The sequence below is a fragment of the Paenibacillus sp. sgz302164 genome (genome assembly GCF_056120505.1).
The window spans coordinates 1-14,251 of sequence record NZ_JBVYOL010000013.1 but is presented as its reverse complement, the minus strand read 5'-3'; the positions used below and the strand labels follow the sequence as shown (position 1 = coordinate 14,251).

Sequence of the window (14,251 nt, the reverse complement as noted above, 5' to 3'; positions counted from 1 at the left end):
TCCAGGAAAAAAGTAGGATGTATACTATCCCGGTCGCGGAAAGGAGACTCACAGTTTTGCAAGCGCTTGCGGTTTGGATATGAATTGCATTTGAACAAAATGGAGGAGAATCGCAATGTTGAGAAAAAGCTTTCGTCTCATGTTCATCTGGGCCATTTGCCTGACTTTGCTTGCGGCTGGTTCGGGGAACTTCGCCGGCCCGACCCGTCTGGAGGCGGCTGCCGCCTTCGCAAAAGGCGCGGACATCAGCTGGGTTCCGGGCATGGAAGCCCAAGGCTACGTATGGAAGGATAAAAAAGGCGTCCAGCGCGACATTTTACAAATTTTGAAAGATGACTACCAAATCAATTCCGTCCGCATCCGCGTGTTCGTCAATCCGTCGTCCGATTATGGCAACGGTTACATGAACAAGGAACGGGCCGCCCTGCTCGCTGAGCGCGCCAAAAAGCTGGGATTCCGGATCATGCTGACCCTGCACTACAGCGACACCTGGGCGGACCCCGGAGCGCAGAGCAAACCTGCCGCCTGGAAAAATTTCACGTTTCAGCAGTTGATGGACAACGTGTACAGCTATACCCGCGATGTGATGTTCGCGATGCAAGCCAAAGGTGTCACGCCGGAATGGGTGCAGGTGGGCAACGAAACGAATGACGGGATGCTGTGGGAGGACGGCAGAGCGTCCAAAAACATGAAAAATTATGCATGGCTGGTCAACACCGGCCACAATGCGGTAAAATCCGTCAGCAGCTCGACGAAAACGGTCGTCCATCTGGCGAACGGCGCCGACAACGCCGTCTTTCAGTGGAACATCAGCGGGCTTATCAACAATGGCGCCAACTTTGACGTGATCGCGATGTCACTTTATCCTTCTTACAGCGACTGGTCGACCCAAACGAGCAAGACGCTGACGACCATGAACGACATGATTGCCAAATTCGGCAAAGAAATCATGGTCTCCGAAATCGGCATGAGCTACGACCGTCCCGCCGAGGCCAAAAGCTTTGTCGCCGATATGGTCAGCAAAACGAAATCGCTGCCAAACGGCAAAGGGCTGGGCGTCTTTTACTGGGAGCCGGAAGCGTTCCCGAATTACAACGGCGGCTACAAATTGGGCGCATGGGGCAGCGACGGCAAGCCGACCGCCGCTCTGGAAGGCTTCCTCCAGAACTGAACGGAAAAAAGACTACCCCGAAGTTTCCGGCTTCGGGGTAGTCTTTTTGCACGCTTCTGCTGCCCAAGCGCGAGCGAATCTCGGGCGCTTCGGCTGTACATGCAAGCGTACCCCGAGCGCTTCGACTGCGCGCGAGCGTATCTCAGGCGCTTCGGTGGTACGCGCGAGCGTATCCCCGGCGCGCGTTACGCTGTTGCGAGGCCGTGCTGCGCAAAAACCGGCAAAAGTCAGGCTGTGGAGACAACGTGCATTGGAGAGTCGTAGCCGCTCTTCCCCGACCGATGCCTCTCCTACATCGGATTGGGGAGCTGAAGTGGGGAAACCTGCGAAAAATTGATAAAGTACCGGGTTAGAGGAACAAGAGAGGCACAGTCAGCTACTCTTCCCCTATCGATGTCTCTCCTACATTGGTTTGGGAGCTGAAGTGGGAAAACCTGCGAAAAAATGATAAAGTGCCGGGTTAGAGGAACCGTAGGGCACAGCCAGCCACTCTTCCCCGACCTATGCCTCTCCTACACGGATTGGGGAGTTGAAGTGGGGGACAAGGCGGCTTGGCAAGGAAAAAACCTGCAAAAGTGCAGGCTTTTTCCTTAAAAATGGTTCATTTAAGCGAAAAGCCTGCGGAAGTGCAGGAATTTTCGGAGAAAATGAGTCTGAGCCTATGTTTGCGGCGTAAAGCCTGCACAATTGCAGGAATTTGTCGTGGCTAGCGTATCCATCGGGCAAAAACTGCACTTTTGCAGGTTTTTTGCACTTGGAGTCTGGCGAGCGGAGATACTTTTGTGCATACCGGGTGAATTATGACTGCATATATTGCCGCTTACGCGGCATAATGACTGTCATTTTGCATCCATATACCTTCTACGTGGGTCACCCGCCAGACTCCTAGGCCGCTCACGTTCCGGCTTGGCTGACCGACCGCCGTCATGCAGCGCAGCGCTGGGAGCTGAGCGCGGTGCGAAGGCGCAGCCGGTTTTTGCACCGGTCGGCAACGCCCCAGGGAGCGGAAGCCGGTGCGCGGCTACTTTTTATGATCGAGCAGCGCGATGATCATCGTCACGGCTTCCGCGCGGGTGGCGTTATCGAAAGGCACGAACGCATTGCCGTCACGGCCGTGAACAAGCCCTTCTTTGAAAGCCGACGCAACGTAGGCGTGGGCCCAATCCGGTATTTGATCGGCGTCCGCGAAGGAGGACTTCACCCCTTCCGGCACCCGGATGCCGGCTGCGCGCATGACCATCACGGCCATTTCGGCGCGGGAAATCAGCTTGTCCGAGCGGAACGTGTTGTCGTCGTAGCCGGTCACGATGCCCGCCGACACCGCTTCCGACACGAACGATTTGCCCCATTCGGGAATGCTGTCCACGTCGGCGAAAGCCAGCGTTACCCCGCCGTTCACCGGAACATCGACGGCTCTGACCAGCATCGCCGTAAACTCCGCTCTCGTCACTTGCCCTTCCGGACGGAACGTGCCGTCCGCATAGCCGTTCACAATGCCGAGGCCTGCGGCTCGTTCGATGCCGCTCTTTGCCCAATGGCCGGCAATGTCGGTGAACGTGATCGGCTTGTCGCTGACGTGCGGCTTCACATTTAGCTGTACTTTCGGCGTGTAGTCGGCTGCCGCCAGTTGGCTGTTGACGTTCTTGACGCTCGTCAGCTTGATGGCCGCTTCCCCCTCGCCGATGCTCTCAAACGTCAAAACGGCCAACTCGACCGAGCCGTTTTCGCCCGATTTTGGCCCCACTTTCGTGTGCGCAAAAGTCACTTTACCGTCCTTCACAATCGCCGGAACGGAAAATCCCGTAACCGAGCTGACCGCTTTTTTGAAGCGGAGCTTGCTCGTATCGTATGTTACATTGATTTCATAGCTGTACATATCCTCGATATGCTCCCCTTTAACCGTGACGCGAATATCGGAACCGGCCTGATCGCCGCTGACCGATAAAGAATACGCGGGACTTTCTGCGGCCGCAATCGCAAACGGCAGCAAAACGATACATACAAACAACGCGGTGCAAACAACAAGCAGTCTTTTCAACATGTACTAGTCCGTCCTTTCGAGTGTAAAAGTAAATATACTGCCGGATCAAAATAGCGCGAGGCCCGCAGCGTCCTGTCCGATTTGAACGCGCTTTCAAAAAGACCGGTCGGCGCCTGGCCGGCAGCCGTGCGCACAGCCCCTCGCGCGCGAAACTCCTAATTCCGCGGCTCCTAATAACGCCGGGGGTTCTGACCGCCGCCATGCGTCGGCGACCCAACGCGCGCCCGGGGTTCGCGCGCGTTGGGTGCTGCTTTTGCCGCAATGCAGCACAACCGCCTCTTATGATGATACAAATTGTATCATCATAATTGTAAAAAAACAATTCCCTGCTTTTCGCAGGGAACGAATCATGACTCTCGTCGGGCGGCGCCGGGTCAACCCTTTTTCAGAAAACCGAGACGAGCTCGTCGATAATCCGGTGCCGGCCCTGCGGCGTCCAGCTCATCGTCAGCCAATTCGGAATAAACCGGGCCTGGCCGTTCCGGACAGCGCGGATCGATTGCCAGCGGCACTGGCGCTGGATTTGTGAGAAAGTCTCCTCGATCTCCGGATGGCTGGAAAACTTTTCAATGAACAAATGATCGGCGTCAAGGTCGGGAAAATGCTCCGGCGTAAAATGCTCCCTCATCGCCCCGCGGGGCACGCCGCTTCCCGGGTTGAAGCCGAGCTCCGCATACAGCAAATCGTTCAGCGGATGGTTCGCAGTCCCTTGAACGCGAAACTGCGAGTGAATGACCTGCATGTAGGTGACGCCCTCGTCCCGGAAGGCGGGAGCAAGCATTTTCCGCACCTTGGCGGTCCGCTCTTCCAACTGCCGCACCGTCCGCCGGGCCTCGCTGTCCCTGTCGAACATTTCCCCCAGCTTCAGCAGCGTGACGCGCCAATCCATATGGAACTTCATCAGCACCGTCGGCGCGATACTTTTGAATGTATCGTACAAAGCCTGATGCGAAAAATCCGCCACGATCAGCTCCGGCTTCGAACGCTTCAACTCCTCCAGCTGCACGCTGCACAAGCGCCTGTGCTCGGCATCGCTCATCCCCGGATATGGATGGCAATCGATCGCTGCAACAGGCTCGACGCCAATCGCAGCCAAGTTGTCATGGTAGCCAAAACGTGAAGCGGAGGCGACTCTCAACTGATGCCGCTTTATGTAAAGGGCAGGCGGAATGCCGGAATGCCGCTTAAACAGACGGCTGAAGTAATACTCGCTGTCAAAACCGACGGACGCCGACACCTCCTTAACGGAGCCGCCCGAACTAAGCCGCTGCTTCGCATGCTGCAGCCGGATTTGGTTCACATAGTCGGTCGGCGACACGCCGGTCGCTTTTTTGAAGCTGCGGCAAAAGGAATTCGGCGACAGCCGGGCTATTTGGGCCAGCGTATCGCGGCTCAGCTTCCGCTCATATTGCTTGTGCATATAAGCGATGCTTCGATCGATTGCTTCGTTCCCCGTGCGCACCTCGCTCTGCGCCGCCGCGTCCCTCGCGATGACATGCAGCAGCTCCTGCAGCTGCAAGTTCGGATCGCGCAGCCCGGAGCGCTCCATGGCCGATTGGGCCAGCCGCTGAAACCGCTCCGGCAGCAGCCGCTCTTCGCCGATCGGGATGCAGCCCTGCGGCATATGCTCCGGTGGCCCCGCGCCATCGCCGCCGCTTAAATTCCATGCGCCTCTATGCCTGGAAACCGTAACGGCGCGCATGAAGACGATCTGGCACTCCAGCTCGTCGGACAGCACGGCAGCGTCAACCGACATGCCCGGATGCAGGAAAAACAGCCGGTACGGCTCCGCCTCATAGACGGCGCCGTCCAGCAGCACTTCCGCCTTTCCTCTCACGACAAGGCAAAGCATCGGAAACGGCACACGGCGAAGGCGAACCACGGCTTCTCCGGTCCTTTTGTAAGTGCGCACGGATGAAAACAGATACAGCGTATGTTCCATAGCAGGCAGCTAACTCCTCTATTCATCCGGCAGCCGATGTGACAATCGGGCAAAACCGGGATACTTGAAGGCATGGACGAATCGGCATGCAAACTTTACACTATTTTATGATAACAATTCTCATTATCATTGTAAAAGGGGAGAACAGACACCATGTTTCAACGTACAAAATTTGCATCTATCGCAGCAACTTTGCTGCTTTCGCTGGCCCTCGCGCTCTCAGGCTGCGGCAGCGGCAAACCCGCCGCAGGCTCGCCGCCTCCCGCCACAGCGCCGGCCACTGCCGCTCCGGCCGCTGCGGTGGAATACACCGTCAAGCATGCCATGGGCACGACAACGATCAAAAAGCAGCCGGAACGCGTCGTCGTCCTGGTCAACGACGGTGTCGAGGACATTTTGGCTCTCGGCGTCAAGCCTGTCGGCATGGTCCGGGCATGGGGCGTTGAGCCCTACTACCCGCACCTGAAAAACGATCTGCAAGGCGTGCAAATCGTCGGAGACGAGCAGCAGCCGAATCTGGAGCTTATCACATCGCTGAAGCCCGACCTGATTATCGGCAACAAGATCCGCCAGGAAAAAATTTACGATCAGCTGTCCGCGATCGCTCCGACCGTCTTGTCCGAGCGTCTGCAGGCAGACTGGAAAATCAACTTCATGCTGTTTGCCGAAGCTTTGAACAAAAAAGAGGAAGGCGGCAAAAAACTGGCCGAATTTGACAAGCATCTCGCCGAAGTCAAGCAAAAGCTCGGAGACAAAGTGAACTCGCAAGTCTCGCTCGCCCGCTTTTACGTAGGGGATAAAGTCCGTATTTATTATAACGATACGTTTGCCGGCAATATTTTGAAAACCGTTGGCCTGAAGCGACCTGCCGTTCAAAACAAAGATACGTTCGCCGACATTATTCCGAAAGAGCGCATCCCCGAGCTGGAAGGCGACGTCCTATTCTACTTCACGCTGGAAGACGACAAAAGCGAAACGACGAAGAACGAGAAAGCATGGCAGGAGGAAGCGCTCTGGAAAAATTTGAACGTGGTCAAAGCGGGCAACGTGCACAAAGTGAATGACGGCATTTGGAACTCGTCCGGCGGCATCATTTCAGCCAATCTCATGCTCGATGATCTCGTCAAATATTTGGTTAAATGAGGAAACGCGGCAGCCGTGCGGATATGCGCAGCTGTCGCGTTTTTTATTTGAGTAAGCGCAGCAGGACGGCTTCGTACCATTTCCACGGCAGCAGCGCTTTGCCCCACAAGCCGGCGATGACGCCGCGTCCCAGAGGATACCGCAGCCGCGGTTTGGCCGAACCGGCGATTCGCACGATCGTATCGGCCACTTCCTCCGGGTCGGATGCGGTTGCGGCCGTCCGGCGCGAAAATTCGAGCACTTTATGCAGCGGCTTCCGGTATGCCGACTCCTCCGGGGCGCTGATGGCGTCAAACCCTTTTTGCCAAATGTCAGTCCGGTACGCCCCCGGCTCGACGAGCACGACGTCGACTCCGTAAGGCTTCATTTCCAGCCGCAGCGACTCGCTGAATCCTTCGACGGCGAATTTGGACGTGCAGTAAGGCCCGTAGCCCGGATATCCCGAGCGCCCGCTCACGCTGCTCACGTTGATGATGACGCCTGATCGCTGCTTCCGCATGTAAGGGAGAACCGACTTGGCGACGGCGATGACACCGAACAGATTCGTCTCCATTTGCTCCCTCCATACGTCCATCGGCACATCCTCGACAAATCCGCCTGCGGCAAAGCCCGCATTGTTGACCAGCACATCGATGCGCCCATAGGTGCGCATAATGTCCGCCACAACCGCCTCTACCGCAACATGATCGGTTACATCCATGCGAACGATTTCAAGATTTTGTGCCGAAATGCCCGCCTGCTCTGCGTGCTTAAGCACCAGTTCCCGCTTCTGCAAATTGCGCATGGCCGCGATGACGCGGTACCCGCTGCCCGCCAGAGCGACGGACGTTCGCAGCCCGAAGCCCCCTGACGCTCCGGTAACCAGCGCGACCTTCGGTTCGTTTCCCATCGCACAGAGCCTCCTTTACAGCTTATATTTTCGCATTAGCGGTACGCCGATTTTGTTCAGGACGTTCTGGAGAAACGCCCATCCGGCCTGCCTGTAGGCCGGGAGATGCGCGCCGTATACCGCGCTGTACTCCATGTCGGAGACGGCTCCGCGATTGCGTTTGAACTGCGCCGCGCCGGAGCTTTCATGAAGCAGATGCCCGCTGCGGCGGGCAATGTCAAGCAGCACCGCCGAGAGCATACGGTACAGCCCGAGCTCCTGCGGCAGCGACGTATCGTAGCCGAACACCGGAGTCGTCATGACGCCATGGCGGCAAAAATAGCCCAAAACCGCATCGATGCTCCCCGTATTCCGGCTGCGCAGCGCATGGAACTGCAGGAGCTTTTCCTTCAGCGCAAGCGCAAAAAAACGGTCGCCAAACTGCGGATTATGATACGAATATTTATCCAGGTAAAGCGACTTGTACAGGGCGGACAGCCGCGGAACGTCCTTTTCCGACAACTGCTCGGGACCCAACACCTCGTAGAGATGCGCCTCCAGAAGCCCATAGTCCCGCTTCAGGAGCCAGCGCGCTTTCGCGTTCGTTCCCGCTTCCTCCGAAGGCCGGAGAAAATAAATTTGCCTGCTCGGCACAAGACGGAATCCGCGCAACTGCAAAGCGTCCATCAGCGCGCCGTTCGTCGTGCGGTTCAAAGAGCGGAACACCAGCGTATGCCGAGGAAATGTGTCCAGCAATAGCGCAACCGCTTCGTCGATATGCCTGTCGGACAGGTTGGGATATAAGTTCGTCGACAGCAGCCAATTGTTGACATGAACGGTCCGGTTGAAACGGCCCGCTTTCAGCAGCAGCCCCAGACCGCCGAGCAGCGCCGGAAGCAGCAGCCGGGCGGCGCGCGATTTGAGCAAATACAATTCCTGTCTGGCGTAGCTGATATAGTGCGTATAAGGCGAGCATACGTAAGAATTCCCGTATTCGCCGTCGTTCTCGGTAACGGGCAGCACGTGTTCGTCCAGCTTCAGCGCATGCAGCTTCGTCCGCACGTTGGGAATGAGCGTTTCAGCCGGCTGCTCGAAGAACGGGAGCAAAAACCGTTTCGCATATGAGCCGTCTTCCGTTTCCGGCCAATTCATGCTTTTTATCGTGTTTTTGTCATAAAAGCGGATGTCCGTCGACATACGTAAATCTCCTTTCCACGCGGCGCAGCTTGTGGTCTCCGGGTATATGATGGAAGCTGGAAAAAATGATTTCGGGCATCCGGCAGCCGATGCGGCCGCATAAAGCTTCAAGCGAGCTGCGGACAGCGGCTTGAACCCGAGCCTCGGTCTCCCCCCGCCCATCGTCCACCTGCAGCGAAATTTCCAGCCGCTCCGGCGCATGGAGAATCGCGCGGTAGGCGCTGACCTGCTCGGATGCACCGATGATGCTCCGGGAAATAAAATCGGGAAATACCGGCGCCAGCCGGTCCCCCTCCAGGGCGGGCAAATAAAACAGATCGTCGCACCGGCCCTCGATCCGCTCGATCGCGGTCAAGGGCGAGCCGCAAGGACACGGCTCCGCCCGCTCCGTCAGCAAATCGTTAAGACGATAGCGGACGATCGGCTGCGTGAATCTGGAAAAATCGGTCACGATGGGAACGAATTTGCGCAGTCCGCGGTCCACGTACTCCTTTTGCACGCAGACGACGTCTTCGTTGAGGTGCAGCGTTCCATGCGGACAGGTGGCGGCCAAAAACCCCTCGGTGCATTGGTACACCTGATGCGCCGTCTGGCGGAAAGCCGCCTCCATGATTCGCCGGTCCAGCGGGTCGAGCACCTCGGCGACGGAGACGATACGCTCCGGCTCGATATGCAGCCGGCCCTCCTGCTTCGCGTCGGCGAGCAGCCTCAGCATGGACGGCGGGGCAACGAGCAGCGTAGGCTTTTGCATGTTAAGCCGTTCCAGGTGCCCTTCCGGGGAATCGAGCAGATCGTAAAACCGGAACTGCAGCCTGCGGCTGCCCACCGAGCCGTATAAATTGCTGTTCGCCCGCAGAAAAAAGGCGATCCGGTGACGGCCGAGCAGCGAGCCGGGCAAGATTTTGGCCAGCACGGTTCCGGCCCATGCCAGCCGTTCCCGCCGGCTGACCAGAAAGAGCCCGCGGCTGCCCGAAGTGCCGGAGGACAGGCCGACGGTAATCCCGCCGATCATCGGCGTAAACTCCCGCGTCCGCTCCGCCTCCAGAGCGAGCTCGAACGCCGAAGCTTTGCGGATGCCCGCCGTATTGAGCGCGTCGAAATGATCCATCATCATCTGCTTGTCGATGACGGGAAACCGGCGCCACTCCGCCACCGGCGCATCTCCCCAAAGCTCGCGGTAAAACGCCGACGCTTGCCGCACCCGTTCCAGATGGCGGCGCACTTTCTCCTCCTGCCAGCGTTCGAGCTGGCCGCGGTCGGTCCACCGCCGTCTCATCCGGGCAGCCGCGTAGTAAGATGCGATTTGCAGAGTATCGGTCGGCATTAGAACGGAACGCCTCCCTGGATCCAGTTTTCCCAAATCTCGGGACAGTGCGACGGAACGATGCGAAGCCCGGGAATTTGCCGGTGCAGGCGGACCAAGCGCTCGAAGCTCTCGCCGTATTGGCGCTTGTCCGGCATGATCAGCCCGGTCAAAGGGTGCGGCGGGCGGTTCTCCCGGTACGCCCGGCTCGACCAGGCCGCATCCGCGCAGAGCAAATAATCGTGCCGTTCCGTCGACAGGAACAGGCCGAGCTGCCCGTCGGCGTGGCCCGGCAGTTCGACCGCCAGCAAGCTGCCGTCGCCGAGCACGTCCATCGCGCTGGGGAATCCGAACTCGGGCGGCAGCGCGATCTGCCGGCTGCGCTCGATAAAGCGGGACCGCTGCAAGAAATCGTCCGGCAGCAGCCCCGGCAAAAAAGCTCTGCGCAGAGCGGCCATGCCGCGCAGATGCCGCACGGCATCATACGCTTCGGGCGCGTACCAAAATGCCGCGTGCGGAAAATCTTTCAATCCTGCCACATGGTCGGCATGAAAATGCGAAATGATGACGCCGTTCACCTGCTCCGGACGGACGCCGCAAGCAAGCAGCTGCCTGACGGCGCTGTCCGGCTCGCGAAACACGACCGGCGTCGTCATCCGGTACAGCCGATTCGGCAGGCGTTCCGTCTCCGCGAGAAACCGCTCGGCATAGCCGGTGTCCCACAGCAAGAAGCCTGCCCGCGGATGCTCGATCAGCGCGAACAGCGCCGGAATGCGGCAGACGCCCGGCTTTCCTCCGCGAATCGTCACCCATTCCGGGTGCTTGCAGTAGCCGGCAGCGAACAGCCGCAGCGTCACTTTTGCCGTTGTCGGCAGCTTACTTGCCATATCCTTCCCGCTCCTTCCACCAGGCCGCAAAAGCGTCCAGCCCCTCGTCCACGCCGATGCGGGGCACATAGCCCAAATCGCGGCGCACCGCGCTGATGTCGAGCGTCTGGCTGCGGCCGAGCATCCCCGCCATCGCCCGCGTCAGCAGCGGCTCGCGCGATCCCGGCAGCCACAGCGCCGCCAGCTCCATCGCCGCCGCTGCCGCATAGGCGGCTGCGAACGGCAGCTTTTTCGGTCGCAGCGGCACGCCAAGCTTGGCGAACAGCCTTGCGGCCGCCTCCGCGAACGGCAAGGGCTCCCCGTTCGTGATGTTGTAGACACGGCCAAGCACGGCGGCCGGTGCGCTTTGGCACAAAAGGAGCGCATCGACGACGTTGTCCACGTAAGTGAGGTCGATCAGCGCCCGGCCGCCGTCAATCATTGGAACGCCCCTCGTGGCGTTCGCCGCAATAATCCGGGGCAGGATCGAAGCATCGCCGGGCCCGAAAATCGCCCTCGGCCGTACGATCACGGCCGGCAGACCGGCAGCGCAGGCGCGTTCCACGGCGGCTTCCGCAAGCCGCTTCGTCGCGGCATAGGCGCTCGCCTGGCGCGCCGGCAGCGGGTCGGCCTCGCTGACGTTCATCCTGTGAGCCGCGCCGAAGTACACGCTCGGCGTGGATACGTGGATGAACCGGCCGACCCCGTGCCGGAAGCAGCCGGCAAGCAGATGTTCCGTCCCTTTGACGTTGGCGTCGTAAAAAAGCCCGTAAGCCCCCCACGATGCAGATAAAGCGCCGCAGTGAAACACGGCGTCCTGCCCGGCGCAAGCAGCGGCCGTCTGCTCTGCGCTGCGCAAATCGGCCTGCGCGAACCGGATGCCGAGAGCTTCCAGCTCGCGGCCTGCATCCGCCCTTCTTCCCATGGCGGTGACGTCCCAACCCGACCGGCAAAGCCGGACAGCCAGACGCCGCCCCAAAAAACCGGTCCCGCCGGTTACTAACGCTCTCATAGCTCATCACCGTTCCATTCCAGATCGGATGTCGATGCTTCGATGAGCGAAATGCCCTGCGCGGAGGCGATTTTTCGCATATCGGCCAGCATCGGCAGCTGCTCCAGATACGGCCTCGGATCCGACCGTCTGAAAATGACGTCCTTGGCCGCCGCCAGCTTGCGCAGCCATTCCGGCAGGCTGCGCCAGGCGCTCTGCCCGGACAAGCCGTAAGCCAGCATCGGCAGTCCGAGCATCCTCCGCACGTGAGGCGACGGCTCGACGATGCGGCCCTGCAAAGCTTCCGGCTGCACAAAAGCATCCGCCATGCCGGGCTCCGCCGCAAGCAGATGAATGCCGCTGGTCGTCCGCGGGTTGCATTCGATCGGAAACAACCGCCCGTCCGCCGTTTCTATAAAATCAAAAGCGATTTGTCCGCTGAAATTTTCCAAGCTCACAAACTTGCGAACCCACTCCAGCGCCGCCTGATGAGCAAGCGGCTCGAAGTAAATGCTCGCGCCGCCGCCGAAAGCGTACTGCGAGCCGTAGGCCGCATGGGCGGTCAGGCGCCCCTCGTGCGCGACGCTGTACGTGCAGACGCTGCGGCCGGCAATATACTGCTGCGCCACCCAGGGGCAGCCGAACGCCTCCGGGTTTGCCGCCGGCATCTGTGCTTGTGCCGACGCTTGCGCCCGAGCTGACGCTTGCGCCTGTTCCGACGTCGAACGACCGCCGAAGGTACCGGACGGCTTCACGATCCGAACCTTGGCGGCGAACCGCGAATATTCCGGCTTCAGCACGTACCCTTCCGGGAACGCGGAAGCCGCCGCTGCGCCACCGCCGCCCGCTCCCGCGTAATCGGAGAGCTCCCCGGCGGTGCGCAGCAGCCGTGTCTCCGGCACGGCGAAGCCCAGCGCTTCCGCCCGGCGGATGAACGCCCACTTGCTGTGCAGGGTGCGCAGCTGCCCGAGCGGAGGCGCAAACACGCGGCAGCTGCGGCTGAGCCGCTCCCGCGCCGAAGCCACATAAAACACTTCCTCGCAGGTCGGAAGCAGCAGATCAATGCCCTCGCGCCGGGCGATGTCCTCCAGCGCGGAAATAAAATCGGCCGTATGCCGGGCCGGACTCGGCACCGCAAAGTTTCGTTTCACGGCCGATGAAACGCGGCACAAATGATGCGCAGCGCTCTCCGCTGCGTACACTTCGCAGCCCGCCGCAGCGAGCAAGCGGGCCAGTTCCAGGGCGGCCGGAGCCCGGCCCCCCGTGATCAGCACCCTGCGGACCGGCCGCTGCCCCGGCGTCCCTTCAGTACACAAAATCGACGCCTCCCAACGAGAAGCCCGCCGACGTTCCGAGCAAAAGCACCCGGTCGCCGCGCCCGATCCGCCCCTGCCGGATTGCCTCGTGCAGCCCCATCGGAATCGAGGCGGCGATCGTATTGCCGTGGTCCGGGGTAATGTACATCAGCTGCTCCTCCGTTATGCCCAGCTTGCGGCGCAGCAGCCGCATCGCCATCGCGCTGCCCTGGTGCGGGATGACGAGCCGGTAATCCCGGATATCGCTGCCGCTTGCGGACAAAATCCGCCGCAAAAAGTCCGGAAGCAGCCTCGAAGCCATCCGGAAAATCGCCTCTCCGTTCATGTCGAACAAGTAGTCCGCTGCGGATTCTTCACCGTACTCCTTGGCATGCCGGGCGCTTCCGCCGCCGCGTATTTCCGAATAATGCGCACCGCTGCTGTACGTCTCCATCGACGCAAACACGATGCCTGAGCGCTCTTCCGACCCCGCCTGTTCGATAACAGCCGCTGCCGCCCCATCCCCGAACAGGGCGGCGCTCTCCTTGTGCTGCCAGTTCAGTCCTTTGGACGCCACTTCCGTCGATACCAACAGCACCCTTTTGTAGCGCCCGGCGTGAACCATGTACGACATGATATCCAGCCCGGCCACAAAACTGAGGCAGGTGGAATTGATGTCGAACGAAGGCACACCCGATTGCTCCTGCCCCATCGCTCTCTGAATCAGAGCAGCCGTACACGGGATCGGCTGTTCCATCGTGCCGCTGACGCAAACGAGGCAATCGATTTCCGCAAAATCCCGTCCGGCAGCTTCAAGCGCCCGCTGCGCCGCCCTCGCTCCCATTTCGGAAGCAGTCTCTTTATCGATAAAATGCCGGGTCAGCACATTCGTCTTTTTGCTCACCCAGCCCTGTGCAACGTTCAATTTGCGGTCCATTTCCGCAGCCGTAATCCGGCGCCCCGGCAAATAGACCCCTGTTCCCGTTATTTTCACTTTTAGCATCATGCTGCCCTCCAACGATGTGACGTTCTCCTTGTTCCTATTGTAAGGGAACGCAGCATAATTCATAGTACTAAGTTCGACTAGTACCTTAATTCGACAAAACTTATTTCGACAAAACCGGCGGCAATTCCTCCGCGGGTACCATAGCAATAATCGCCAGGAGTAGTCACTTGCAGGAAAAGCGATGCAGAAAAGCCGGATGACGAATACGTCACCGGCCATGCGCCAAAAACCTGCAAAAGTGCAGGCTTTTTCCGCATATGTGGTTCGTTTTGAGGAAAAGCCTGCAATTGTGCAGGAATTCCCGGCTCAAACCGCTTTGAGCTCACTAGCTTTGCAAACAAATGTAACAAACCATATTTTTTAAATGTTATTTAACAAAAAAGGTAAATTAATGTTGAAATTTTGCATAAAAAAACCTATTCTAATGG

Annotated in this window: 12 protein-coding genes; 3 read left to right on the top strand and 9 right to left on the bottom strand. The window is 59.2% G+C overall.

Annotated elements, in window-relative coordinates:
* Window positions 1-115 precede the first annotated feature (115 nt).
* Together AC0LWT_RS21260 and AC0LWT_RS21255 are read left to right on the top strand one after the other, a co-directional pair.
* On the top strand, window positions 116-1,171 hold the full coding sequence (locus tag AC0LWT_RS21260; RefSeq protein ID WP_474683278.1) for a glycoside hydrolase family 53 protein: 1,056 nt from the start codon (window positions 116-118) through the stop codon (window positions 1,169-1,171).
* A 551-nt stretch (window positions 1,172-1,722) separates the two neighbouring features.
* Window positions 1,723-1,881 carry a hypothetical protein gene (locus AC0LWT_RS21255; protein WP_474683277.1) on the top strand — a complete coding sequence of 53 codons (159 nt, stop codon included), beginning with the start codon at window positions 1,723-1,725 and terminating at the stop codon, window positions 1,879-1,881.
* Between the two features lie 311 nt (window positions 1,882-2,192).
* Here the strand turns inward: AC0LWT_RS21255 and AC0LWT_RS21250 are convergent, their stop codons facing one another.
* Both AC0LWT_RS21250 and AC0LWT_RS21245 read right to left on the bottom strand, forming a co-directional pair.
* Window positions 2,193-3,212 carry an S-layer homology domain-containing protein gene (locus tag AC0LWT_RS21250; RefSeq protein ID WP_474683276.1) on the bottom strand — a complete coding sequence of 340 codons (1,020 nt, stop codon included), beginning with the start codon at window positions 3,210-3,212 and terminating at the stop codon, window positions 2,193-2,195.
* A gap of 385 nt (window positions 3,213-3,597) precedes the next feature.
* Window positions 3,598-5,154 (bottom strand): AraC family transcriptional regulator, encoded by a 1,557-nt coding sequence (locus AC0LWT_RS21245; RefSeq protein WP_474683275.1) that lies wholly within the window; start codon window positions 5,152-5,154, stop codon window positions 3,598-3,600.
* 153 nt (window positions 5,155-5,307) lie between these two features.
* On the opposite strand from AC0LWT_RS21245, the gene AC0LWT_RS21240 reads away from it, so the two are divergent.
* Window positions 5,308-6,297, top strand: coding sequence for an ABC transporter substrate-binding protein (locus AC0LWT_RS21240; protein ID WP_474683274.1), 990 nt, complete (start codon window positions 5,308-5,310; stop codon window positions 6,295-6,297).
* Between the two features lie 43 nt (window positions 6,298-6,340).
* On the opposite strand, the gene AC0LWT_RS21235 is transcribed toward AC0LWT_RS21240, so the two are convergent.
* From AC0LWT_RS21235 to AC0LWT_RS21205, 7 genes are read right to left on the bottom strand one after another with little or no spacing between them, the layout of a single operon-like run.
* Window positions 6,341-7,186 carry an SDR family oxidoreductase gene (locus tag AC0LWT_RS21235; RefSeq protein ID WP_474683273.1) on the bottom strand — a complete coding sequence of 282 codons (846 nt, stop codon included), beginning with the start codon at window positions 7,184-7,186 and terminating at the stop codon, window positions 6,341-6,343.
* Window positions 7,187-7,201: 15 nt separating this feature from the next.
* A complete protein-coding gene (locus tag AC0LWT_RS21230) occupies window positions 7,202-8,362 on the bottom strand; it encodes a GNAT family N-acetyltransferase (protein WP_474683272.1) in 1,161 nt (386 codons plus the stop codon).
* Complete coding sequence (locus AC0LWT_RS21225) at window positions 8,337-9,686, bottom strand: F390 synthetase-related protein (protein ID WP_474683271.1); 1,350 nt, start codon at window positions 9,684-9,686, stop codon at window positions 8,337-8,339. The genes AC0LWT_RS21230 and AC0LWT_RS21225 overlap by 26 nt, the downstream gene beginning before the upstream one ends.
* Complete coding sequence (locus tag AC0LWT_RS21220) at window positions 9,686-10,552, bottom strand: MBL fold metallo-hydrolase (protein ID WP_474683270.1); 867 nt, start codon at window positions 10,550-10,552, stop codon at window positions 9,686-9,688. Before AC0LWT_RS21220 ends, AC0LWT_RS21225 begins: the two co-directional genes overlap by 1 nt.
* Complete coding sequence (locus AC0LWT_RS21215) at window positions 10,542-11,543, bottom strand: NAD-dependent epimerase/dehydratase family protein (protein WP_474683269.1); 1,002 nt, start codon at window positions 11,541-11,543, stop codon at window positions 10,542-10,544. Before AC0LWT_RS21215 ends, AC0LWT_RS21220 begins: the two co-directional genes overlap by 11 nt.
* Entirely contained in the window at window positions 11,540-12,838 is a 1,299-nt protein-coding gene (locus AC0LWT_RS21210) for an ATP-grasp domain-containing protein (protein WP_474683268.1), read from the bottom strand. Before AC0LWT_RS21210 ends, AC0LWT_RS21215 begins: the two co-directional genes overlap by 4 nt.
* Window positions 12,828-13,823: a beta-ketoacyl-ACP synthase III gene (locus tag AC0LWT_RS21205; protein ID WP_474683267.1), complete on the bottom strand. Its 996-nt coding sequence runs from the start codon at window positions 13,821-13,823 to the stop codon at window positions 12,828-12,830. The genes AC0LWT_RS21210 and AC0LWT_RS21205 overlap by 11 nt, the downstream gene beginning before the upstream one ends.
* Between the last annotated feature and the right edge of the window lie 428 nt (window positions 13,824-14,251).